The organism is uncultured Rikenella sp., from assembly GCF_910579375.1.
Classification (GTDB): domain Bacteria; phylum Bacteroidota; class Bacteroidia; order Bacteroidales; family Rikenellaceae; genus Rikenella.
In genome coordinates this window covers 1-21,282 of record NZ_CAJTUJ010000026.1, presented here as the reverse complement: position 1 = coordinate 21,282, position 21,282 = coordinate 1, and the positions used below count along the sequence as shown (strand labels likewise).

At 56.7% G+C, this 21,282-nt stretch carries 25 protein-coding genes and 1 tRNA gene; 23 read left to right on the top strand and 3 right to left on the bottom strand.

The features are described from left to right. Window positions 1-606 precede the first annotated feature (606 nt). The 6 genes from QZ302_RS04275 to QZ302_RS04250 all read left to right on the top strand — a co-directional run bounded on the left by QZ302_RS04275 (window position 607) and on the right by QZ302_RS04250 (window position 6,184). A complete protein-coding gene (locus QZ302_RS04275; RefSeq protein ID WP_294592857.1) occupies window positions 607-984 on the top strand; it encodes a RidA family protein in 378 nt (125 codons plus the stop codon). Continuing rightward, window positions 981-2,393, top strand: a complete 1,413-nt coding sequence (rmuC, locus tag QZ302_RS04270; RefSeq protein WP_294592856.1) for a DNA recombination protein RmuC — start codon at window positions 981-983, stop codon at window positions 2,391-2,393. Before QZ302_RS04275 ends, rmuC begins: the two co-directional genes overlap by 4 nt. Next, window positions 2,390-3,232 (top strand): 4-(cytidine 5'-diphospho)-2-C-methyl-D-erythritol kinase, encoded by an 843-nt coding sequence (gene ispE / locus QZ302_RS04265; protein WP_294592855.1) that lies wholly within the window; start codon window positions 2,390-2,392, stop codon window positions 3,230-3,232. Before rmuC ends, ispE begins: the two co-directional genes overlap by 4 nt. Before the next feature lie 42 nt (window positions 3,233-3,274). After that, window positions 3,275-4,822: an acyl-CoA carboxylase subunit beta gene (locus QZ302_RS04260; RefSeq protein WP_294592853.1), complete on the top strand. Its 1,548-nt coding sequence runs from the start codon at window positions 3,275-3,277 to the stop codon at window positions 4,820-4,822. A 214-nt stretch (window positions 4,823-5,036) separates the two neighbouring features. Next, entirely contained in the window at window positions 5,037-5,363 is a 327-nt protein-coding gene (locus tag QZ302_RS04255) for an acetyl-CoA carboxylase biotin carboxyl carrier protein subunit (RefSeq protein WP_294592852.1), read from the top strand. Between the two features lie 134 nt (window positions 5,364-5,497). Then, window positions 5,498-6,184, top strand: a complete 687-nt coding sequence (locus QZ302_RS04250; RefSeq protein ID WP_294592851.1) for a hypothetical protein — start codon at window positions 5,498-5,500, stop codon at window positions 6,182-6,184. 50 nt (window positions 6,185-6,234) lie between these two features. Here the strand turns inward: QZ302_RS04250 and QZ302_RS04245 are convergent, their stop codons facing one another. Next, on the bottom strand, window positions 6,235-6,993 hold the full coding sequence (locus QZ302_RS04245) for a tetratricopeptide repeat protein (RefSeq protein WP_294592850.1): 759 nt from the start codon (window positions 6,991-6,993) through the stop codon (window positions 6,235-6,237). Window positions 6,994-7,079: 86 nt separating this feature from the next. On the opposite strand from QZ302_RS04245, the gene QZ302_RS04240 reads away from it, so the two are divergent. The 16 genes from QZ302_RS04240 (at window position 7,080) to QZ302_RS04165 (ending at window position 18,299) form a co-directional block, all read left to right on the top strand. After that, window positions 7,080-7,153, top strand: a tRNA-Arg gene (locus tag QZ302_RS04240). Window positions 7,154-7,251: 98 nt separating this feature from the next. Next, the gene (locus QZ302_RS04235; protein ID WP_294592849.1) at window positions 7,252-7,746 is read left to right on the top strand and encodes a hypothetical protein; all 495 of its coding nucleotides are present in this window, start codon (window positions 7,252-7,254) and stop codon (window positions 7,744-7,746) included. A gap of 21 nt (window positions 7,747-7,767) precedes the next feature. Beyond that, entirely contained in the window at window positions 7,768-8,322 is a 555-nt protein-coding gene (locus QZ302_RS04230; RefSeq protein WP_294592848.1) for a hypothetical protein, read from the top strand. A gap of 243 nt (window positions 8,323-8,565) precedes the next feature. Beyond that, window positions 8,566-9,000 (top strand): Gp37 family protein, encoded by a 435-nt coding sequence (locus QZ302_RS04225; protein ID WP_294592847.1) that lies wholly within the window; start codon window positions 8,566-8,568, stop codon window positions 8,998-9,000. Continuing rightward, window positions 8,957-9,289, top strand: a complete 333-nt coding sequence (locus QZ302_RS04220; protein WP_294592846.1) for a GPW/gp25 family protein — start codon at window positions 8,957-8,959, stop codon at window positions 9,287-9,289. Before QZ302_RS04225 ends, QZ302_RS04220 begins: the two co-directional genes overlap by 44 nt. A gap of 216 nt (window positions 9,290-9,505) precedes the next feature. After that, window positions 9,506-10,570 carry a phage tail sheath subtilisin-like domain-containing protein gene (locus QZ302_RS04215; RefSeq protein ID WP_294592845.1) on the top strand — a complete coding sequence of 355 codons (1,065 nt, stop codon included), beginning with the start codon at window positions 9,506-9,508 and terminating at the stop codon, window positions 10,568-10,570. 19 nt (window positions 10,571-10,589) lie between these two features. Further along, window positions 10,590-11,093 carry a phage major tail tube protein gene (locus QZ302_RS04210; RefSeq protein ID WP_294592843.1) on the top strand — a complete coding sequence of 168 codons (504 nt, stop codon included), beginning with the start codon at window positions 10,590-10,592 and terminating at the stop codon, window positions 11,091-11,093. An 11-nt stretch (window positions 11,094-11,104) separates the two neighbouring features. Beyond that, entirely contained in the window at window positions 11,105-12,373 is a 1,269-nt protein-coding gene (locus QZ302_RS04205; RefSeq protein ID WP_294592842.1) for a hypothetical protein, read from the top strand. 46 nt (window positions 12,374-12,419) lie between these two features. After that, the gene (locus QZ302_RS04200; protein WP_294592841.1) at window positions 12,420-12,740 is read left to right on the top strand and encodes a phage tail assembly protein; all 321 of its coding nucleotides are present in this window, start codon (window positions 12,420-12,422) and stop codon (window positions 12,738-12,740) included. Window positions 12,741-12,851: 111 nt separating this feature from the next. After that, a complete protein-coding gene (locus tag QZ302_RS04195; protein WP_294592839.1) occupies window positions 12,852-15,155 on the top strand; it encodes a phage tail tape measure protein in 2,304 nt (767 codons plus the stop codon). Beyond that, window positions 15,133-15,588 carry a phage tail protein gene (locus QZ302_RS04190; protein ID WP_294592838.1) on the top strand — a complete coding sequence of 152 codons (456 nt, stop codon included), beginning with the start codon at window positions 15,133-15,135 and terminating at the stop codon, window positions 15,586-15,588. The genes QZ302_RS04195 and QZ302_RS04190 overlap by 23 nt, the downstream gene beginning before the upstream one ends. Beyond that, window positions 15,585-15,803, top strand: a complete 219-nt coding sequence (locus QZ302_RS04185; RefSeq protein WP_294592837.1) for a tail protein X — start codon at window positions 15,585-15,587, stop codon at window positions 15,801-15,803. The genes QZ302_RS04190 and QZ302_RS04185 overlap by 4 nt, the downstream gene beginning before the upstream one ends. Next, on the top strand, window positions 15,788-16,765 hold the full coding sequence (locus QZ302_RS04180; RefSeq protein ID WP_294592836.1) for a hypothetical protein: 978 nt from the start codon (window positions 15,788-15,790) through the stop codon (window positions 16,763-16,765). Before QZ302_RS04185 ends, QZ302_RS04180 begins: the two co-directional genes overlap by 16 nt. Further along, entirely contained in the window at window positions 16,762-17,226 is a 465-nt protein-coding gene (locus QZ302_RS04175) for a hypothetical protein (protein WP_294592835.1), read from the top strand. Before QZ302_RS04180 ends, QZ302_RS04175 begins: the two co-directional genes overlap by 4 nt. 5 nt (window positions 17,227-17,231) lie before the next feature. Next, on the top strand, window positions 17,232-17,462 hold the full coding sequence (locus QZ302_RS04170; RefSeq protein WP_294592834.1) for a hypothetical protein: 231 nt from the start codon (window positions 17,232-17,234) through the stop codon (window positions 17,460-17,462). Window positions 17,463-17,588: 126 nt separating this feature from the next. Next, complete coding sequence (locus QZ302_RS04165) at window positions 17,589-18,299, top strand: hypothetical protein (protein ID WP_294592832.1); 711 nt, start codon at window positions 17,589-17,591, stop codon at window positions 18,297-18,299. Between the two features lie 11 nt (window positions 18,300-18,310). Here the strand turns inward: QZ302_RS04165 and QZ302_RS04160 are convergent, their stop codons facing one another. Next, window positions 18,311-18,721, bottom strand: a complete 411-nt coding sequence (locus QZ302_RS04160; RefSeq protein ID WP_294592830.1) for a hypothetical protein — start codon at window positions 18,719-18,721, stop codon at window positions 18,311-18,313. A gap of 101 nt (window positions 18,722-18,822) precedes the next feature. Further along, window positions 18,823-19,530 carry an XRE family transcriptional regulator gene (locus QZ302_RS04155; RefSeq protein ID WP_294592827.1) on the bottom strand — a complete coding sequence of 236 codons (708 nt, stop codon included), beginning with the start codon at window positions 19,528-19,530 and terminating at the stop codon, window positions 18,823-18,825. 151 nt (window positions 19,531-19,681) lie between these two features. Between QZ302_RS04155 and QZ302_RS04150 the strand changes: the two genes are divergently transcribed. Continuing rightward, complete coding sequence (locus QZ302_RS04150) at window positions 19,682-21,166, top strand: sulfatase-like hydrolase/transferase (protein WP_294592825.1); 1,485 nt, start codon at window positions 19,682-19,684, stop codon at window positions 21,164-21,166. Window positions 21,167-21,282 lie beyond the last annotated feature (116 nt).

Sequence of the window (21,282 nt, the reverse complement as noted above, 5' to 3'; positions counted from 1 at the left end):
GCTTTTGCGGTTCATAGAACCGCCGGGCCTGCGCGCTGGGCCGTTCGGCCCACCCCCGGAGCGCGCAGCCCGAACCCGACAGAATTGGAGCGGCGAATGGGTGCTTTGCTCCTGCGACTCGCAGAGTCGCGCGGGCCGGACGCCTCCCACCGGGAGGCCCGCAACACGCCGCTCACGCGCCGAGAGTTGCTGTTCCTCCCGGGCGTCCGACCCACCAAAGTCAAGCTAGATAGGGTAGAGGCTGTCGGTTACTTGGTGTAGAGGCTGGCATTAAAACGCCCTGTGGGCGCGTTTATTCCGAGAGGCAACGCAACTGAAAACCGTGGCTGCGATTGCTTGAGTTAGAGGGATGGAAACTCTTCGTATGGAAATCCAAATACCTCACCGTGACCTCCTTTGTCATCGATGTACATGACCAGGAGTATCCGCCGTTGCCGACATACCTTGCAGTGCCCTCCACATTCGCCCGCCCATAGTCGCGGAAGCCCGGGGCGGCCAGATTTCATCCCGTCCGTTGTGCAATCCACCTATTTCTCTTAACTTCGCACATGGAGAAAACCGGAACCTGTCCGTTTCGGAAATCTGCATTCAAAAAAACATCGAACCATGAAAAAATGGATTGCCACCCCCGACGCTCCGGCAGCCGTGGGGCCTTACAGCCAAGCCGTTGAAGCCAACGGAACACTCTACATCTCGGGCCAGCTACCCATCGATCCCAAGACCAAAACGATGCCCGCCGGCGTGCGCGAACAGACCGTTCAGAGCTTGAAAAACATCGCCGCCATTCTCGAAGCCGCCGGGTATACGAAAAACGACGTCGTGAAATCGACCGTCCTGCTGGCCGACATCGCCGATTTCGCTACGATGAACGAAGCCTATGCCGAGTTCTACACCGACAAACTGCCTGCGCGTGTGGCTTATCAGGTCGCTGCGCTGCCTATGGGAGCGTTGGTTGAAATCGAAACCGTTGCCGTGAAGGGATGACGATTCTCCTGACCATCCTGATCGTCGTATCGGTCGCTGCGGCTGCTGCGCTGTGGGCCCAGTGGCGGAGCGAACGGCGTGCGGCGCGGGCGATTGCCGAGGAGTTGGAGACTGCGCGCGAAGAGCTCGCTGCGACCCAGGCGTGGGGAACGGAGAACGCTGCCTTGCGAGCCGAAGCGGCGCTGCTCGGAGGACGGTTGGACGAACAGCAGGAGGCTTTGCGCAGGAGTGCCGAGGAGAATGCCGCTTTGCGCGACGAGTTGAGCCGGGCGAGGGCCGATGTGCGTATCTGGAGCGAACGGTTCAAAAATCAGACCACCGAGCGGGAGAAACTTCAGCAACAGTTCGCCGACCACTTTCGCAACCTCGCCAACGACATATTGGAGGAAAAGAGCCGGCGGTTTACCGACACCAACCGGAAAAATATCGATGACCTGTTGAAGCCGTTGAGCGAAAACATCGAACATTTCCGCCAGCGGATCGAACGCGACTCCACCGAACGGAAGGTGTTGGAGGCCGAGATCAAACGGCTCCACGAGATGAGCAATCGGGTGAGTCGCGAGGCCAACAACCTGGCGACGGCGTTGCGCGGCAACAGCAAAACGCAGGGCGACTGGGGAGAAATGATTCTCGAAACGCTGCTCGAAAGCTCCGGGCTGCAAAAGGGGATACACTTCCGTGTGCAGGAGGATTTTCGGACCGAAGAGGGGGATCATGTACGGCCGGACGTCGTGTTGGTCTTGCCGGACGACAAACAGATGGTCATCGACTCGAAAGTCTCGCTCACGGCTTATGCCAATTATGTCGAGGCGGCGGATGACCCGGACGAGGGGATTCGGCGGGCGGCGCTGTCGGCCCATGCGGCCTCGGTGCGGCGGCACATCGACGAACTCGCTGTGAAAAGCTATCAGAAACTGGCTGCGGGTTCGCCGGACTTCGTCATCATGTTCGTGCCGAACGAACCGGCCTTTCTCGTGGCGTTGCAGTGCGATGCCAAACTGTGGGACGATGCGTATCGCAAGAAGGTCATCCTGAGCAGTCCGACGAATCTTTTCGCGATTCTCAAAATCGTGGACGACCTCTGGCGGCGCGACAATCAGGATCGGTATGCGATGGAGATTGCGCGGCAGGGGGGCGCGTTGTACGATAAATTCGTCGGTTTTGCCGAGAATTTCTTAGCTGTGGGCGATGCGTTGGGGCGGACGGACAAGGCCTATCGGGCTGCTCTCGGGCAGCTCAGGGAGGGGAATGGCAACCTCGTGCGGCGGGCCGAGTCGCTTCGGAAGTTGGGAATCAAGGCCTCGAAGAAGATGCCGCAGGCTTTGACGCCGTTGGACGACGCCACAGAGTTGCCGGAACCTGATCGGGCTGTGGAGGAGGATAACGATTCAACCGCTTTGCAAAGATGATCCTTTTTCCCCACTGTAAAATCAATCTCGGTTTGCACATCACGGCGCGGCGGGAGGACGGCTATCATGAGATCGAGACCCTGTTTTATCCGGTGCGGGGGCTGTGCGATGCGGTGGAGATTTTGCCCGGTTCTACGAATGGAGGGATTGATTTTTCTTCGACCGGTCTGGCGGTGGATTGTCCGGAGGAGAAGAATCTGTGTGTCAGGGCGGCGAAAATCTTGCGGGATGCCTTTCCGGAGCCGTTTGCGGCGGCGGGCGGGGTGCGGATTCATCTTCACAAGACGATCCCTTTCGGCGCGGGGTTGGGCGGTGGTTCGGCGGATGCCACGGCGGTGCTTGTCGGGCTCAACGAGGTGCTCGCGCTCGGATTGACGGTCGAAGAGCTCGTCCCCTTTGCGGCGCGGTTGGGGAGCGATACGGTCTTTTTTCTCTACGACCGGCCGATGCTCGGGGCGGGGCGGGGCGAGCGGTTGGAGCCGTTTCCCGGGCTCGATCTGGCGGGGTGGAGGCTCTTGCTGGTCAAACCGCCGGTGGGGGTTTCGACGACCGAAGCCTATTCTTTGATCACGCCTCGTATGCCGGAGGCGGCGTTGGGTGAAATCCTGCGGCGGCCGGTCGAGGCGTGGCGCGGACGGCTCGTGAATGACTTCGAAGAGCCGCTCTTCCGGCGTTTGCCGGTGCTGGGCGAGATCCGGACCGAACTGTATCGGCAGGGGGCGGTGTATGCCGCATTGTCGGGGTCGGGCTCGACTCTCTTCGGGCTCTTTCCGGCGGGGTGTGAAGTGCCGGTCGGGGGATGGCCGGCGGACTATTTTGTCCGGGCCGAAACGTTGTAAGAGAAAAATGCTATATTTGTCTAAATCTTTAATCGAACTACTATGACCGTAGACAAGAAAATTCTCGACCTCAAGCAGAGAAAAGAGAAGGTCTTCAACGGCGGCGGGCTCAAGGCGATCGAAAAGCAGAAAGCCATGGGCAAACTCACTGCCCGCGAACGGATCATCGCTCTGTTGGACGCCGATTCTTTCCATGAGTACGACATCTTCGTGGAACATGCCGGAACGGAGTTCGGCATGCAGAACAAGGAGTTGCCGGGCGACGGGGTGATTATCGGTACCGGGACGATCTGTGGCAATCCGGTGGCGGTGTTTGCCCAGGACTTTACGGTCGCCGGGGGGTCGCTCGGGTTGATGCACGCACGGAAGATCACGAAAATCATGGACTACGCACTGAATATGCGGATGCCGCTGATCGGGATCAACGACTCGGGCGGAGCGCGGATTCAGGAAGGGGTCAATGCGTTGGCCGGATACGGTGAAATATTTTTCCGCAATACGATGGCTTCGGGGGTGATTCCGCAGATTTCGGTCATTCTGGGGCCGTGCGCGGGCGGGGCGGTCTATTCGCCGGCTTTGACCGACTTCGTCTTCGTGGTGGACAAAATCTCCAAAATGTTTATCACCGGCCCGGAAGTCATCAAGACGGTTCTGGGCGAAGAAATCTCCATGGAAGAGCTCGGCGGGGCACGGGTGCATTGCGAACAGACCGGGAATGCGCACTTCTTCGCGGAATCGGAAGAGGAGTGTTTCCGGCAGATCCGGCAACTGCTCTCGACCATTCCGCAGAACAATACCCAGCCGGCGGAACGGACTAAACCGGCTGAACCGCTCGCTAAAAAATATCCGATCGAAAAACTCGTCCCGGGCGATCCGGCGCAACCGTACGATGTGCGGGATGTGATCCGGGCGGTGAGCGACGGCAGCGAGTTCGTCGAGGTGATGGAACTTTTTGCGGGGAATATCGTGGTGGGATTCGGGCGTGTGAACGGTGAGACGGTGGGTTTCGTGGCCAACCAGCCGATGGTGATGGCGGGGGTGCTGGATTGCGACTCGTCGGATAAGGCGGCGCGGTTTATCCGTTTTTGCGATGCGTTCAACGTGCCGATCGTGACGATCGAGGACTTGCCGGGCTACTTGCCGGGGGTCGATCAGGAGCATGCCGGGGTGATTCGGCATGGGGCGAAGTTGCTCTATGCGTACTCGGAGGCAACGGTGCCCAAAATTACGGTCATTCTGCGCAAGGCGTATGGCGGGGGGTATATTGCGATGAATTCCAGGCATTTGCAGGCTGACTTCGTCTTCGCCTGGCCGCAGGCGGAGATTGCGGTTATGGGGCCGGAGGGGGCTGCCAATGTGATTTTCCGAAAGGAGATCATGGAGGCGGAAAATCCGGAGGAGATGCGCCAGCTCAAAATCCAGGAGTACAAGGACAAATTCGCGAATCCGTATGTGGCGGCGGCAAAGGGCTACATCGATGCGGTGATCGAACCGGCCGAAACGCGCAAGTGTTTGATTCATGCGTTGGAGGTGGCGCAGCGTAAGTCGGTGCTCCGTCCGGAGAAAAAACACGGTATCCCGCCGTTTTAATCGATCGTTTTTTCGCATTCCGTTCTTTGTGGAGGATAGAACTGTACCTTTCTTGAAAGAAAGGTACCCAAAGAACTTTCATGATAGCTACGCTACTCCTTAGGCTCCGCAGTCCTCAGTCTAAAGTTTTTTTGGTTCTTTTTGTTCACAAAAAGAACAGTACCCTCCATATACAAAGAGTAGTACGAGAACGCGATCCATAAAAAGAAAGCAGATGAATAAGACAGAAAGTGCGGTGCAGTTGGAGATGTTGGCCACCGAGAATGGCAGTTATCCGACGACCTTGACCGCAAAATATAAGAATCGAGAGCCGTGGGCGGCGAAAGATCCCCGGCGGATCGTCTCCTTTATTCCGGGGACGATAACCACCGTCGATGTGAAAGTCGGAGATCGGGTGAAAGAAGGAGACGTGTTGCTGACTTTCAAGGCGATGAAGATGCACAATACCTATCGTTCGCCGATCGGCGGAACGGTGGCGCAGGTGCATGTGGCTGCCGGTGATGTGGTCGCCAAAGGCGTGTTGTTGCTCGAATTTGAGTAAAGATGGCGGAACAACAGAAAATCGAAATCTATACTCGGTCGATGAATCATCGACTTTATACGCGGGCAAAGCGAACTTTTGAGACGTTGGGATATTCATGTCATCGACTTTTGGGTACCACGGCGGATGGATATTTGAAACAATTGTTGCAATCGAAAGCCGACTATGTCCTCAATATCGATGAAGATGCCTTTATTACGGATCCGGAGGCGTTGGTCGAATTGATTGATTATTGCATCAAGGAGAAGATTGTCAATTGCGGGATGCCGGATGGAGGGGTGTTGTCTATGCGAGGGCATAATCCGTTGGTGACTAATCCGTTTTTTAATGTTCTTGATGTGCGTGCGTTGCGTGAAAAGTTTCAGGAATGCGAGATGAAGAAGTATACTCTTCATCGGGAAGAGTATGAACAGAAAACGCCGTTTCATCTTTTGCATCAGGGGGTTCCTTATGCTTACGATGGTTATGAACCGTATTATCCGTTTTTTATCTGGATCAGTCAGTGTTTTAAGACGCTTTATCTGGATGCGGTCGAGCATGCGGACGGTTATTCCACAATTTTGCTGAATCACCTCGGGAAACCGTTTTTGGTGCATACCTGGTATTCGCGGGAGTACGGTCGTCGGTCATTCCATACGGAACGGATCAATCGAATCATGAGTGAAGTGCCGGCACTTGCTTCTATGCCAGAAAAGACACATGGGATTTTTCAGTGGGGGATATCGTTTGGCAGGACGTGTCAGGATGTGTTTGCCAAGAAAGTAGCGCGGAGTGTCCGGAAACGGATCGAAAGATTTCGGGTAAGGCGATGCCAGGATTAATTAGCTTAAATACGGTACAAAAAATGATGGGGCTGAATTACACAGCCCCATCATTTTTTCAGGCCTTCTGTAAACTCCGGAAATTCGCGCCACAACGCCTCCGTCCGAAGCCACAGACGTCTCGCTTCCGCTGCTACCGTCGGTCGGCGCGACTCGATGTCCGAAAGATACTCCGGCGTAATCTCGTGTTCGGTCGCTCGCCATTCGGTGTATAATGCCGGTGTCTCCCGCTTCATGGCCTGTCGGATTTCGGCTGCGGGCAGAGTCTGGCGTCGGAAAGCGGCCCAAAATTTCGCCAGCCGGGTGGAAAGCGCCTCTTCCGGCAGCAAGGCTGCCGTCTCGTCGAACAACTCCCACTCTTCCAATGCGATGTAACAAAACACCATCCATTCCGAGGCGTTCAGGTGGTCTTCCGGATCGCAGTCTGTCAGCAACTCCCACATCGCCGTCGCCACTTCGAAGTCGCCGATCGTAAAGTGATCGACAGCCGAGTCGTACACCATCGAAAGCGCCTGAGCCGTATAGTCGTCCTCCCAGTCCAGCGTGATGAACTCGTTGTCCGACTCCTCCAGCAGATCGCACACTAATTTTGCACCCTCCCATCGCAACTGACACGCTTCAGCCAGACGTCCCTCTTCGGTGTAATGATTTGCCAAGGCCTCTCGGGCCGCGAAATGGGCCGGAGCCGCCGCCACCGTCTCGGCGAGCGGGCGGGCGTCGGTCGATTCGGGTATCCGCCGCGGTGAATGCGACGGCACGAGTTTATAAACGGTGTCGATGACGGGTTCGAGCCGCAGCGGATTTTTCATAAGGCCAGTGGATGGTACGATGAGACAAAGATACGCTTTCGGATTTGGAAACCAGCGCATGAAATGTTACTTTTGTGCCACGGAAGGGTCCCGTAGCTCAGCTGGATAGAGCAACAGATTTCTAATCTGTCGGCCACAGGTTCGAATCCTGTCGGGATCACACGATTCGTATAGTCAGGATATTTCCATTCAGAAATATCCTGACTTTTTGTTATGTTTGTATACCTGCTAATTTCTCTTTTGTTCCTTATTGAGGTTATGAAAAAATATACATTTGTTTTGTCGTTTGTTTTTATCGTTATGTCAATTTGGGCTTGCGGCCAGCGTGCGATGCAACCGGAGGTTGATCCGCAGGCCGCGGCCGATTCGGCCCGGGCAGCTGAAATTCGGCAGGAAGAGGCTTTGGGGGATCATGAATGGACGCCGGCGATTATTGCTCGTGTTCAACGGGAAGACTCGCTGATTCGGGCAGGGTATGAACGGGCCGGTGGCGAGGATGTTTATAACCGCTGGTTGCCGACACAGGAACTCTTGTTTCAGGAATTTAAGAAAAATCGCACGTTGGAGAACAAACGGAAATTAATGGATTTCATCGCGGAGCACAAAATGTGTATGATTGTTCCAAAGCCGTTTACGAAAGAGATGCTGGCTGCTCCGCCGGTAAATCCCCATCCGATGCTGATTATGTGGGAACCCGATGAATTGTCGGAATACCTTGATTTGTTTATGCAACGTGAAATGCCTCAACGATGAGAAATTAAATAGTGCTATGCTGTGAAACAAATCGGAGAACAGAGAGCGGAAATTCGACAGTATATCGAACTGGGGGGCCGGATGCCTACCGGGCAGATTCGGCGGAACAGCTGGGTATATCGGGGCTATGGGTGGGCGGCCGTGGCGGTGGGAGGTGTGGCTGCGGTGATGGTCGGCGGAGTCGGCGGACTCGGGCTGCGATGGCTGTGGCGGAGTTATGATTTGTCGGAACTCGCGGAGCAATTGGCGGGTTTGGGGCTCGTGATGGGGATGATTCTGGTGGGACGAGCGGTGGGGATGGCGGTTTGGGCGAGACTCCGGAGCAGATTCGTTCGTCGGGGGGTGCGGCCATTGGTGGTGATTCGTCCTGAGGCGGGAGATCCGTATATCGGGCGGGTGTTTCTGGATAGAGAAGGCCGGGTGGCGATGGTTTACGGGCGGATGTGGGGTCGGATTTACCGGATATTCAGTTTGAAGGGGGGCATTCCTCGACGAGGATATCTGTTTCTACGCGCCGGAACGGGGAGTGACGGTTTTCTTGCGGAACCGGGCGATGAGGCTGCCGGACATAGATAAACCGGGTGAGGCGACTCGCTGAGCGGAACAGGAATCGGTGGAAATATATAGCGGTTCTTCCTGACGGGTGCGTCGGGAAGGGCCGTTTTTTTGTGCAGAATAACGAGGGTGAAGAATTAGTGTAATCCATTTGCTCGTCATTTGTCCGGCGGTCGAATATTTCGTGACGCTGTATCCGAAAACGATCGGGCAGGCATCTGAAGATTCGGTCTCCCGCCCGATTACTTGAACCGATTAGAAACGATGACAGCAGAAGTACTCGAAAATGCGTTGATCGAAGCGATTCGAGACGTCGGCCTCGAAGCCGGGCCGTTTTCCGAACCGATCTCCCCGAATCCGAACGAAACGAAAACCCGGGTTCGGGTCGGTTACCGGGGAATCGAAAGCGTGGCCCGCGATTGCAGCGGCGCGCGGAGCGAACAGGTTTGGCGGATCGATATCCGAATCGCGGGCCCGGCACTTCGCGGCGCCGAAGGGGTCTACGACTGTTCGGAGCGAATCCGCAACCGTTTGGAGGGATATGCGTTTCCCGGGGCCCCTGCATCGCTCGAACTCGAAAAGGAGGTTCCGACCGACGAATCGGACGGAATCTGGCGATTCGATCAGCATTGGAAACTCAAAAGTATCCTCTTTCATGAACGACAAGACCCTTTCTTCGACCGTCCGCTTGGGGCGTAGACCGCTCGGCGAGAGCATTCGACAAAATATGCGGATTATTCTGCTCACGGCTCGCGGCGAGGTGCCGTTCCGTCCGCGATTCGGGTTGGGAGCCGAAAGGCTCCTCGGCGGCGGGATGCAGCAATTGGATGTGGCGTATGAAGTGGCCGACCAGCTTGCGCGGTACGAGAAGCGGATCCGGGTGAGGCAGGTCGTGACTACTGAACCTGAACCCGGGCGACGCTGCGTGACGATCCGGTATGAGATACTCGACACCGCCGAATCGCAGACCCTGACACTCGGAAATTGAGACGGGGCGCGGGCGGGAAAATAAAATGATACTCCAATCGAATTATTCACCTTTTAATTATCTGTTATTGTATGGGTTATCTGCATGGTATCCAAATCAAAGAGAGCGCGAAGAACGTCCTGATGTCCGCCGGCGATACTTCGGTGATCGCGTTGGTCGGCACTGCTCCGCAGGGGGGGGGGAACGGTCAAACTGATTACTTCGGCCGAAGCTGCTGTGGCCGAGTACGGAGCCGATGTCTCCGGGTTCACGATTCCGGCGGCGTTGGAGACGATCTTTGCGACCGTTTCGGCCAAGGTGTTGGTCGTGAATGTGCTGCCGGCTGAAAAAGCCTCTGCTCTGCTCGACGCCGACGGTCGGATGACGCGCGACGAGGCGGGCGAAGTGGCTACGAATATCTACAAACCGGAACTGCCCGAAGTTGTGGATTACACGGCCGATCTCGTGGCCGGTCTCGACCTTTTGCTGACGGTCGACGATACGTTGGGGGTGAAACCGAACATCGTGTTGGCGCCGGGATACTCCCAAATCGAGGCGGTGATGGCCCGCATGTTGACCGTCGCCGATAAACTGGACGGTTTTGCCATAATAGATATGGTCGCCGAAGATGTGCAGGATGCACTGACCACCCGTGCCTCCGGAATCTACAACATTACATCGCAGGCGGCAGTACTCTGCTATCCGCAGGTGTTACGCCACAATACACATGAAGCAACCATCGACAAGCTCGGTCTGTCTGTACATTGGGCGGCAGCCAAAGCGACACGTGACGGGGCAGAGGGGTATTGGCTTTCACCGTCTAATTCAGATCTTACCGGTATTGTCGGACTTACTACATCGATCACCAGTTCGCTTACCGATGAGACGGCCGACACCAACCTGCTGAATGCACAAGGTATTACAACGGTATTCCGTAAAAGCGGCATGGGCACACGCTTATGGGGTAACTGGACGGCGGCCTATCCGTCGCAGAAGACTACGGACTGCATGATCGCACCGCGGGCTGTCCGTATGGCTATCCGGGAGGCGCTGGTGGATGCGGCGCTGAACTATATGGACCGGGCGGCCACGGGCATTACGGTGGAGATGATTACGGGCGATGTGAACGCTTTCCTGCGCAACCTGATCGGCCAGGGGGCCATCGTCGAAGGGGAGTGTACGTGGGATGAGACGAAGAATCCGGCGGTCGAGATCGCTCAGGGACGCCTGACCTTTACTCTGTCAGTTCGGTATGCGCCGAGTCTGGAAAGTCTGACTTTCGAAGAGGTGGTGGAACTTTAAATCTTAATACAGGAAGGATATGATTAACAGCATTATAAACGCCAATGTATATATTCAGTCGGTCAAACTGGCCGGAAAACTCGCCGAGTTGGAGCTGCCGGCCGTGAAGATCAAAACGCAGGAGGTGACGGCGCTGGGGCTGTACGGAGCGACGGAGGTGCCGGCCGGTATCGAAAAGATGGAGGCGAAGTTCAAGTTCAACGCCATCTATCCGGATGCCTGGAAGCATGAGAATCCGCATCGGACGTGTCGGCTGACGGTCAAGAGCGATATGCAGGTGGTTTCGGCGACCGGGGTGTCGGAGAATGTGCCGGTGGTGGCGACGATTGCCGGTCTGTTCAAAGAGATGCCTACGGGGTCGATTAAACCGCAGGAGCGGCTCGAAGCGGAACACCTGATGACGGTCAGCTATTATAAACTGGAGGTGAATCGCGAGGTGGTTTGGGAGATCGATGTGTTCAACAACATTTTCCGCCATTTCGGTCAGGATTTGCTTCGGGAGTTCAATGCCAACCAGAAATAGTACGGACGGATATGGCGAATTTTAAGGAAGATGCGGTGCGGGAGTATGACTGGGAGTCCGGCGGGGTCTACGTGATCGAACCGGAGGATCCGGTGGAGGGGGGCGCGGAAGGGGTGAGCAACCGGCAGGGCCGGGAGCTCGCCCTCCGTACGCGCAACCTGCACGAGCGGTTGGATGAGCTCAAACGGGATACGACAGCTCGGGCGGACGAGCTGGCGGAGGCGATCAATACGAAGGATGCCGAGGCGTTGAAAATGGCCAAGGAGTATGCCGACCGGATCGTGGCGGAATTGACCGACAGTGCGCCCGAGGCGCTCGATACGCTGAAAGAGCTGGCTGCTGCGCTGGGTGACGATCCGAATTTCTCGGCAACGGTGATGGAGCTGATCGGCGAGCGGGTGACGGCGGAGGCTATGGCCGAGGCGCTGGAGGGAAAAATGAATGCTGCATTGTTAAAGACAGAGGGAGATTGCAATGATTGGACAGAGCCAGGCAAGGTGTATTATGTTTCGTTTGATTATATTGCCCAGCGGATTAGCAACGCACCATGCCCAACCGCATTTGGAACGTTGTATATACCAAGCGGAGAAGGTGTTCAACTCGCATTCACTTATAGGGACGGGTTGTATTTAAGAAGTAATAGCTGGGACAATGGTTGGGGAGCTTGGAGGAAGTTGTGGCACTCCGGGAATTTTAATCCTAATTCCAAGCAAGATGGAACATTGAATTTGCCCACCGGAACAGACTTGAATACAGTTCAGACAACCGGGACATTCGATGTGTTTAACCCCAAGAATTCACCCATTGCCGGGTGGGTCTATCTCAGTGTGATTAAACATACGGGTGGGGCGAACTGGGTTTCTCAGACGCTATATTCGTTTGGGGAAAGTAACGTTATGAATGGCATCTACCATCGCTGCGGTACATTGAATGATAAGTGGTCGAATTGGGTTGAACTATGTCACTCCGGGAACATCAAACCCACCTATTACGCCCAGATCGACCCGAACGGAAATGTTATCAGCAAATCAGCTGATTGGATACAATCGGTTACGTGGAACAGTGACGGATATGGAGTTCAATGTTATATCGTCCCCAAGGTGGCAGTCAACATGTCGACAGTGCATATTACAAAAGTAAAATCAAGAGGGAATACCTTTAGCGGATATACACCGATTGTGTTTGATGAACTGATTGATGGAGCCATCGTTGTTGCGATTCCGGACGGCGTCGGGCGCGGAGAGGTGAACTATTTCAATATCTCGATCCAAGGAGCGTAAACGATAAGAGGAGTAGAAATATTTATATAAACAGTTTTGTATTAAAATGTCAAAAATTAAGATTACAGTAGAAAAGAACCCGGGTAAACTCGCTATCAAGAACGTGACTGTTCGCGAACCCCTGGTCGAAGACCTCCTTGAAGCGCAAAAATTCCAGGATAACGCCCGCATGTCTATGGCCCTCATCAGCCAAATCTGCACCTTCGACGGTCGGCGGCTCACCCTTGAAGAGCTCGAACAGCTGCCCCTCTCGGATTTTTTGGAATTGTCGGCCGAGCTGGCTGCCACCGGGTTGGTGGGCTCGGCCGAGCAGTTCTCTGCCTTGTCCGCGACGGCCGTTTCGGATTCGCCGAAGTCCGGCGAATGACCCTCTCGGAGCTCAACTTCTGGCTCCACGAACTCGAAAACTATTTCGACGATCTGAATCGCCGGCGGAGGTGAGCTCCGAACCGGAATGGGAAATCTATGCGTAAACAATATGGGAAGTCAAAATAATACGGATGCCGAGAAGTCGGATGGATTCAGCCAGCGGATACAGACGGTTGCATCAATGATCGAGGTGAGCGACAAGATGGAATCCAGCCTCCAGCGTATCGTTCAGCCCTACAGGGAATTCGAACGCTGCCTGGCCGGACTCTCCGCAGTCGTGGCACTGCCCGCAGCCGATCTGGAGGAGCTGGGTAAAGTGGCCCGAAAGGTCGGGGTCGAGAGCGGATTCGGGGCGGGACAAGCCGTGTCGGCTTTTGGGACGCTGGCATTGGCATTCTCCGGAGAGAAGCTCGATAAGAACAGTCTGGTCGAGTTGCAAAAGCAGAGTGTTACGTTGGCTCAGGCAGTCGGAATCTCGTTGGACGAGGCTGCCGGAGCCTTGGGGAGCACCATGAGCCGGTTTCGGCTTTCCGCTTCCGACGCCGGTCGAGTCATCAACGTGCTGGCGGCCGGTGCCCAAGCCGGCGACGCCCGCGTCGGCGATCTGGCCGAATCGCTCCGGACGGTCGGTTCGACAGCCTCCGAGGTCGGGCTTTCTGTCGAACAGACCACCGCCGCGCTGGAGGTGTTGAGCCGAAACGACCAGAAAGGGGCCGGAGCCGGTATGGCTCTCCGCCAGATACTCGGTACGATGCAGACGGCATTGGGGGTGGACTTTCGAAAAACCTCGCTCTCCGATGCTTTGGCGGCTTTGCAACCCATGCTGACCGATACGGTCGCGTTGTCGAGGACTTTCGGTGCCGAGAACGTCGATGCGGCTCAATTCCTGATTCGCAATGCTCAGGCCGTGGGAACCGTGACGCAACAGGTGACGGATACCGCGACCGCGACCGACCAGGCTGCCACCCGTACCGACAACTGGAACCACCGGTTGGAGGTACAGGCCGCTCGTTTCGATGAGTGGAGTATGAAACTCACCGAGAGCTCGAAATGTATGCTGGATGTGATTCAGGTGGGCAGTCGATTCGGCAGTATGGTACTGAGTTTTGCTCCGCTGGCCGAGGCCCTGTGGAGCATAGGCGAAGCGACAGTCGATGTGGTAAGAGGAATGAAAGGAACGGCGACTGCCGGTAAGGCCGCGGCGTTCGGGATATGGCTGAAAAACGCGGCAATCTCGACGGGGAATGCTCTTCTGGTGGTTTACAATGCGCTGACTTCCCGCGCCTGGTGGGTGACGATGGCCCATTCGGTTGCGACCAAGGCATCGGCTTTGTGGACTGCGGTATGTTCCAAAGCGCAGCTCGTGGCCAGCGCAGTCACCTCGCTGTGGAGCAAGCGGACGGCATTGGCCACGTTGGTGCAGGGCGGTTTGACCAAAGCGTTGCGGTTGGCCAAAGTGACGATGATGACCGGTGTGATTCCGGCCCTGACCAGCGCCATTGCTTCGACCTGGGCCTGGACAGCGGCTCTGTTGGCCAACCCGATTACCTGGATCGTTCTCGGTATCATTGCCTTAGTCGCGGCCATCGCCATTTGTTGGGATAAGTTCGCCGGGTTTCGTGCCGTCGTTTATACCATTTGGGACACGATCAAGGGGTTCGGACAAGCGATTATCGATTGGATGATCGCGCCGTTCAAGGCCGCCGGAGCCCTGATCGGCGGATTGGCCGGAGCGGTCGGCAAGGTCTTCAGCGGAGACTGGAGCGGGGCTTGGAACTCGCTCAAAGAGGGATTCGGAGGGGCGGTCGACGCTTTCACGAAGCCGGTCAAAAAGGCTGTCGATACGGCCCGAGGTATCGGTGGAAACTACCGCATGCACCTGACCGAGGAGCAGGCCAAGCAGGCTGAAAAAGAGCGGGCGAAAGAGGAACGGAAACAGGCCGCGCAGTCGAATCGGGAGACGGCCCCGACCGGTAGCACCCTGCCGGACTGGCAGGCGCTAACCGGCTCCGTGAATTCGGAACATCCGGAATTGGCCGGTTTCGGGGTTCCATTCGGAGACCTCGATATGGAGCAGATGGATTTATCCGATCTTGATCCGAAACTATTGCAGGGAATGGAGTTGCCCATGGGCGGGCCGGAGATGACCGGTTACGTCGCTTCGGAACCGGTCTCGCTTCCTTCGTTGGGGCGTGATGCGGGTGCGGGCTCGTTCGGCATGCCGCTTTCAGCCGCTCCGACCGTGCAGGTCGATTTCAAACCCACCGTCCATATCTCCGGAGATATGTCCCGCAAAAGTCGGGACGAACTGATGGATTTTTTCCGTCAGTTCGCCGGCGAACTGACCCGAATCATCAACGAAGAGAATCGCAAAAACAATCGAGGCAATTATGGAATACCTGCGCTTGGGTGATCTCCGGCTGACCTCGCCGGACAGCCTGACCGGATTCGAGGAGACGATCGGATACAACTACGCCCGACACGAAATCGCCACCGGAAAACCCGTGCTTCAGGCCAAGGGAGAGGCCCTCTCGGAAATCACCCTGAATATCAGTCTGCGCGCCCGGCTCGGCCACAACATTCCCGAAATCCTGCGTCAGCTCGACCTCCTGTGCCGGAGCGGTTCGCCGCAACGGTTCGTCTTCGCCGACGGCGTCTACAAGGGAGATTACGTGGTGGCCGAACGCGGAGTGACCGTCGCCCGCACGGACGCCCGGGGGACGATTCAGGAGGCCGACTTCACTCTCTCCTTGTTAGAATACGCTGACCGGGTGGTGATAAATAACCGCAATGCAGAGAGTAGACCGGCCACAGAAAAGAGCAACCGCAAAACGACCAACAAATGATTGTTACGACTTCAAAATACGGCGATCGGTGGGACTTACTAGCTTATGATCTGCTGGGCGACGCCGCTTTGGCTCCCGCCTTGATGGCCGCCAATCCGGCGCTCGTCTCCCTCTGCGAGAATCACATTCCGGAAGGGGCCCAGATCGTCGTGCCGGAGATCGCCGCCCCCGCCGAACGCATGACTCAAACCAAAGCGCCGTGGAAACAGGACTAAAACCCAAAACCGTCATTACCTACGAAGGCAAGGATGTCTCCGGAGACTTCGCCCCGATCCTTCGCGGAATGACCTTCAAAGATTTTCTGGACGGTCGGGCCGGAGAGATCGAAATCGACCTCTCCAACCGGGAGGGGCTCTTTTGGGCAGACTGGTATCCCGACATCGACGATGAAATCCATATCCTGATGGGCTACGAAGGGGGTGAGATGCTCGATGCCGGAATTTTCTGGGTCGACGAGGTCAGCCTGTCGGGCGGCGGTGCCGAGGACGCTTGTCGTATTCGCGCCCTATTGCTCCGCTCCTCGGGGCTCGGCGCCCCGGTACAGCGGCGGAATCATGCGGGCCGGGCCGTGGCCGACATCGTGAACGAGGTGGCCGAAACGCTGGGATGCCGGGCCCGGGGCGATCTGTCCGGCACCTGGTCGGGGATTCAGAACGAAACCGGCTTCCGGTTTTTGAATCGGCTGGCCTGCGAACTCGGCCGGATTTGCAAAGTGGAGGGGACGGATTTGATCTTCTACCCGATCCAACAGCTCGGCCAGATCGGCCAACTGGAAATAAAACGGGGGGATGTCATCGACTACGATGTAAAAGATATTGCAGCCGGCCGCCTTTCGAAATGTACGGTCAAGTGGTGGGATCGGAAGTCGAAGAAGCAGATTTCCGGCACGTATGACGCCCGCATCAAGGGCGGCGGCGAGGCCGTGCGCTGGGAAGAGGTGAAGAGCAGTTCCGAAGCCCGTCAAAAGGCCCGGGACTATATCGCTGACCGCAACAAATCGGGCGTCGAGTTCAGTCTGACGCTGTTGGGCGATGTGCGTTTGCGGGCCGGCGTAGGCGTTCGGATGAGCGGCTTCGGCCGGTTCGACGACCTGTATTACATCAGCGAGGCCACCCATTCCGACAGTTCGTCGGGCTACACCACCCGTGTCACCCTTCAAAAACCGCCAGCCAAATGATCGAGATAGGAACCGTAACCCAGCACCATGCAGACCGCGGAGCGGTGAGTGTCGATTTCGAGCATCTCGGTACCTCGGCCGAGTGCGCCGTGCTTCAGCCGACCACCGGCGAGCATGCCTGTTTCGTATTGCCCTCTGTCGGGACGCAGGTCGTGTGCTGGCTGGAGAGCGGCAAAAACATCGCCTTAGGGGCCCTGTTTTCCGACAGCGAGCCGGTGCCTTCCGAAGCGGCCGCCGAGGGGTATTACCGACAGGTCGGTGAAATGACCTTTCGGATCAGCGAAAATAAAGCTTCGTTGAAAAACGGCTCGAACGACCTGAAAACCCTTCTGAACGACATTTTAACCGCCATTCAAAACCTGACCGTCTCCACCCCGATGGGGCCCAGCGGCACGCCGCTGCCACCGACCGTACAAGCCATACAAAAGGCCGCTCAAGACCTCGATAATCTGCTGAAATAGCCGCCATGCTGAACAAACAACTCCTTAAAACGCAGATACTCGATCTGCTGACCGACATGCGTACCCGCACCGAAATCAGCGACGCCGACTTTGCCGCTTCGTTGGCCGACCTGATCGACACCTATATCAAAAGTGCGACCATCACCATCGCGGCCGGGATTCCGGTCAGCACCGCCGGCGGCCCCACCGCCCAAACGGGAACCACGACGGCTCCGGCTGTCGCAACCATTCAATAACCTACGAGCGAGATACAGTTTATTGCGAACGATCCGGAGGCGATTCTCTCCGAAACCATAGCCACCTATCAGCAAGCGGCGGGCGAGACGCTCCATCCGGCCGATCCCGAGCGGATTCTGATCGACGTGATGGCCTACCGCGAAAGCGTGCTCCGTGCGCGGATGGAGTTTTTGATGCGTCAGAACTTCGTGCAGTACGCCACGGCTCCGGCCCTTGACGATTGGGGCGCCCTGTTCGGTGTGAGCCGCCTGCCGGACGAGGCGGACGACGAATACCGTCTGCGGATATTGAACAACACGCATCAGGCGATCGGAACGGAAGAGGCCTATCGGCAACGGATCCTCTCCCTGCCCGAGATGTCGGATTTGATGATCACCCGCAAGAGCGACGAGCCGACCCTGCCACCAGGCGTTATTCGTCTCACACCACTGAGGCGGATGATTTCGCAGGATGGTGTTACGTTTGGTTCTGTTCATAGTCCAGAGTTGGAGCAGATAATACTGAATGACATTCAAGCGGACAATTTCGGAGTGGTCGGCCCGGTATTTATATTTTCAGAAGCGAACCCGGTACCGATTTCCGGCCACGTATCTGTACGGGCCGTCTTGGGTGCCGACCGGGAGACGCTGGAGAAGAATGTGAACCGCAAAATAGCAGAGTATTTCGGTGTTCTTTCGCTCCATTATGCCGGCGACTTCGGAGCTTATGATCTGGAACGGGCCGTACTGGCCGCCGATGGTGTGTTATCCGTGGCCGCCGTGGATTTTTCGAACATTCCGGTCAAACGCCCGGCCGATTTTTATGTACAGGGCGCGGTAACCGTCGATTATTTGTAACTATGGAACTCCTACCCGAAAGCATTCAAAGCACGCAGACCCTGGCCCTCGACCATACATTCCGGGAGCGTCTGCTCTCGCTTGCCGTCGATCAGCTGGCGATTGCGCCGGAGCAGGAGCGCGACCTGCGGAAACTCACGCTCTACCTGCGTCAGTTCGGCATCCCCGTGGAGCTGTTTCCCGACCTCGGCGCGATTCAGCTGCGCGATCTGCTTCGGCGTGTGCTGCTGATTTACTGCCTGAGCGGTACCCCGCGCTCGATCGAACTGTTGGCCGAAGCGCTCGGGGCGACTTCGGCCACAGTGGTTCGCGATGCTTTCCTGTTGGATCATGCCCGGCAGGCGCTCCACGACGGACGGCACCGTTATGACGCCGGTCGCCAGCACCGCTCCTTTTGTTGTCGATGTAAAGGTGGCGGGCATAAGCGAGGCCGAATGGCCGACCTTTACGACTGTTTTTCGTCGCCTCTTCCTGGTTTTTCAACCCGTGAGCGTGCATTTGCGACATCTGGAGCCGCTTCCCGTCAGCCCATCGTATTGAACCGTACCGAAGCTTTCACCATCGCCAGCGCGCGAATCGCCGATACCGGAATCTCTTTCGGGGCGTGGTGCGGGTTGTGGCTCACCAACAGGACATAGTCCGGCCGTCCCTCGATTTTTTTGATGAACTTCACCGTGATGTACTCCTCGCCCTCGTAGCTGAACGAAATCAGGTACATTTCGCCCCAGATGATGTTGTAGAAATCCTGTATCTGTTTGTACATCACAATGTCCCCCGCCTTGAGCAGCGGGTACATCGAATCGCCCCGGACGTAGACCGCCCCGTCGCATCGCGGCAGGTCGGGAATCGACAGGTAGTCGATCGGCACGTTTTGGTTCGTGAAGATCGGCGTCAGTCCCGCTGTCGCTTCGAAATCGTACAGCGGCACCCGCTGACGCTCTACCCGAATGTCTCTCGTCCGGGTGCGGATCGGTCGAACCACCGTGGCCGTCTCCTCCCCCGTCCCGGCGTCACGGAGCATCTCGCCCTCCCCCGAGCGTAGCCATCCTTTGGCCACCTCCGGAAACGCCGTCACGATCCGTTCGGCCAGCCGATCCGAGATTCCGTTTCGTCCCCGCTGAATGTGGTAGACCGTGTCCGGGTGTTTCAGTCCGATCCGTTCGGCGAATTTTTTCCCGTTCAGTCGGGTGTATGTCAGTAAAGCTTGGATACGTTGAGCGTCGGTCATCATATAATATGTATGAATTTATAGGATTGAATCGGTGTAAAGGTATTATAAAAATATGAAAAATCCCAATGCTAAAGAGAGAGGGTGGGGGAGGGGGCAGCTGAAAATGCAGGAGAAGTTTTCGTACATTTGCCTCTGTTCATACCAATGATTCATGGATAAAAAGACTTTGCTCACCCTGTCGGCTCTTGCTTTGGTCGGCGTGGGAGCCTCGGCGCAGCAGCGCATGAACGTGCTGTTCATCCTCACCGACGATTTCCAGAACAATGCGATCCGCGCCCTCGGTCGCGAGGACGTGCATACGCCGAACATCGACTATATCTATAGCCAGGGGACGGCTTTCACCAACTGCTATACCAACGGAGCGATTGGCGGGGCGCTGTCGATGCCCAGCCGGGCGATGATCATGACGGGCCGCGGGGTGTTCGAGATCGCGCAGGACGGCTGGGTGATCGCCCCGCGCCACACGATGCTGCCGGAGCAGTTGCGCAAGGAGGGTTACCGCACCTTCGAGACGGGCAAGTGGCATTCGGATTTCGAGTCGTTCAACCGGGCGTTTTCCGAGGCTGAGAATATCTATTTCGGCGGGATGCACCGGTACGAAGACGGCGGCCATGTGACGCCGCTGCTGATGCACTACGACCCGAAGGGGGATTACAAAAACCAGAAGCCGTTCGTGGGGCCGAAATTTTCGTCAGAGATGTATGCCGACGCGGCGGTCGATTTTCTGACCCGTTCGGTGGGGGATACGACGCCGTTTTTCGCCTATGTGGCGTTCACTTCGCCGCACGACCCGCGCAACCGTCATCCGTGGTATGGAACTTTGTATGATCCGGACACGATCAAGCTGCCGGTGAATTATCGCCCGCAGCATGCGTTCGACAACGGAGAGTTGCAGGTGCGGGATGAGGTCGTGGTTCCTGCTCCGCGCGACAAGGCTACGGTGCGGAAGGAGCTGGCGGATTACTATGGGATGATCAGCGAGGTGGATGCACAGATCGGTCGGGTGATCGATGCGCTCGAAAAGAGCGGTAAGCTGGAGCATACGATCGTGGTCTTCGCGGGCGACAATGGTCTGGCGATGGGGCAGCACGGGTTGATGGGCAAGCAGAGCCTGTACGACCACAGCATCAAGGTGCCGCTGGTGGTCTGGGCGCCGGGCATCCCGAAAGGGGAGCGGAACGAGGGGTTGTGCTACCTGTATGACATCAATCCGACGTTGTCGGAACTGCTGGGCATTCCGCCGGCGGAGTCGGTGACGGGGCGGTCGCTGGCTGCTGCTTTGAAAAAGGGGGCGAAGGGCGAGACGCCGCGCGACCGGGTGTGGCTGGCTTATTCGAGTATCCACCGGGCGCTGGTGATGGATGGCCGCAAGTATATCGTTTACAATGTGAAGGGCAAGATTACGGAGCAGCTGTTCGATCTCAGGAATGATCCGTGGGAGATGACGAACTTGTTGGCTGGGACGCCGTCGAAGAGGGTACACAAACTGGCGGAGAGGTATCGTGCGGCGCTGAAGGAGGAGATGAAGCGGGGGAATGATTTCTGCGATCTGGATCGCCCGACGGCAGATCATGGATCGTGGTGGGAGAAGGACGAGAAGATCTCCTGGACGGACGGCGTCAATCTGATTAAATAACCGTTCGTTTATTTGCGCCTTATCTGGAGGGTACTGTTCTTTTTAACTTCGCTGCGCTCGTTTTCCTCCTCGCCGCTCGGCAATTTGCAAACTGCGTTTGCATTGCTCTCGCTGGC

What these genes read in the sequence shown, in the direction of transcription:
- QZ302_RS04275 (WP_294592857.1), top strand. Translation starts at nt 607, where the DNA reads ATGAAAAAATGGATTGCCACCCCCGACGCTCCGGCAGCCGTGGGGCCT.
- rmuC (WP_294592856.1), top strand. Translation starts at nt 981, where the DNA reads ATGACGATTCTCCTGACCATCCTGATCGTCGTATCGGTCGCTGCGGCT.
- ispE (WP_294592855.1), top strand. Translation starts at nt 2,390, where the DNA reads ATGATCCTTTTTCCCCACTGTAAAATCAATCTCGGTTTGCACATCACG.
- QZ302_RS04260 (WP_294592853.1), top strand. Translation starts at nt 3,275, where the DNA reads ATGACCGTAGACAAGAAAATTCTCGACCTCAAGCAGAGAAAAGAGAAG.
- QZ302_RS04255 (WP_294592852.1), top strand. Translation starts at nt 5,037, where the DNA reads ATGAATAAGACAGAAAGTGCGGTGCAGTTGGAGATGTTGGCCACCGAG.
- QZ302_RS04245 (WP_294592850.1), bottom strand. Translation starts at nt 6,993, where the DNA reads ATGAAAAATCCGCTGCGGCTCGAACCCGTCATCGACACCGTTTATAAA.
- QZ302_RS04235 (WP_294592849.1), top strand. Translation starts at nt 7,252, where the DNA reads ATGAAAAAATATACATTTGTTTTGTCGTTTGTTTTTATCGTTATGTCA.
- QZ302_RS04225 (WP_294592847.1), top strand. Translation starts at nt 8,566, where the DNA reads ATGACAGCAGAAGTACTCGAAAATGCGTTGATCGAAGCGATTCGAGAC.
- QZ302_RS04220 (WP_294592846.1), top strand. Translation starts at nt 8,957, where the DNA reads ATGAACGACAAGACCCTTTCTTCGACCGTCCGCTTGGGGCGTAGACCG.
- QZ302_RS04210 (WP_294592843.1), top strand. Translation starts at nt 10,590, where the DNA reads ATGATTAACAGCATTATAAACGCCAATGTATATATTCAGTCGGTCAAA.
- QZ302_RS04205 (WP_294592842.1), top strand. Translation starts at nt 11,105, where the DNA reads ATGGCGAATTTTAAGGAAGATGCGGTGCGGGAGTATGACTGGGAGTCC.
- QZ302_RS04200 (WP_294592841.1), top strand. Translation starts at nt 12,420, where the DNA reads ATGTCAAAAATTAAGATTACAGTAGAAAAGAACCCGGGTAAACTCGCT.
- QZ302_RS04195 (WP_294592839.1), top strand. Translation starts at nt 12,852, where the DNA reads ATGGGAAGTCAAAATAATACGGATGCCGAGAAGTCGGATGGATTCAGC.
- QZ302_RS04190 (WP_294592838.1), top strand. Translation starts at nt 15,133, where the DNA reads ATGGAATACCTGCGCTTGGGTGATCTCCGGCTGACCTCGCCGGACAGC.
- QZ302_RS04185 (WP_294592837.1), top strand. Translation starts at nt 15,585, where the DNA reads ATGATTGTTACGACTTCAAAATACGGCGATCGGTGGGACTTACTAGCT.
- QZ302_RS04175 (WP_294592835.1), top strand. Translation starts at nt 16,762, where the DNA reads ATGATCGAGATAGGAACCGTAACCCAGCACCATGCAGACCGCGGAGCG.
- QZ302_RS04170 (WP_294592834.1), top strand. Translation starts at nt 17,232, where the DNA reads ATGCTGAACAAACAACTCCTTAAAACGCAGATACTCGATCTGCTGACC.
- QZ302_RS04160 (WP_294592830.1), bottom strand. Translation starts at nt 18,721, where the DNA reads ATGCCCGCCACCTTTACATCGACAACAAAAGGAGCGGTGCTGGCGACC.
- QZ302_RS04155 (WP_294592827.1), bottom strand. Translation starts at nt 19,530, where the DNA reads ATGATGACCGACGCTCAACGTATCCAAGCTTTACTGACATACACCCGA.
- QZ302_RS04150 (WP_294592825.1), top strand. Translation starts at nt 19,682, where the DNA reads ATGGATAAAAAGACTTTGCTCACCCTGTCGGCTCTTGCTTTGGTCGGC.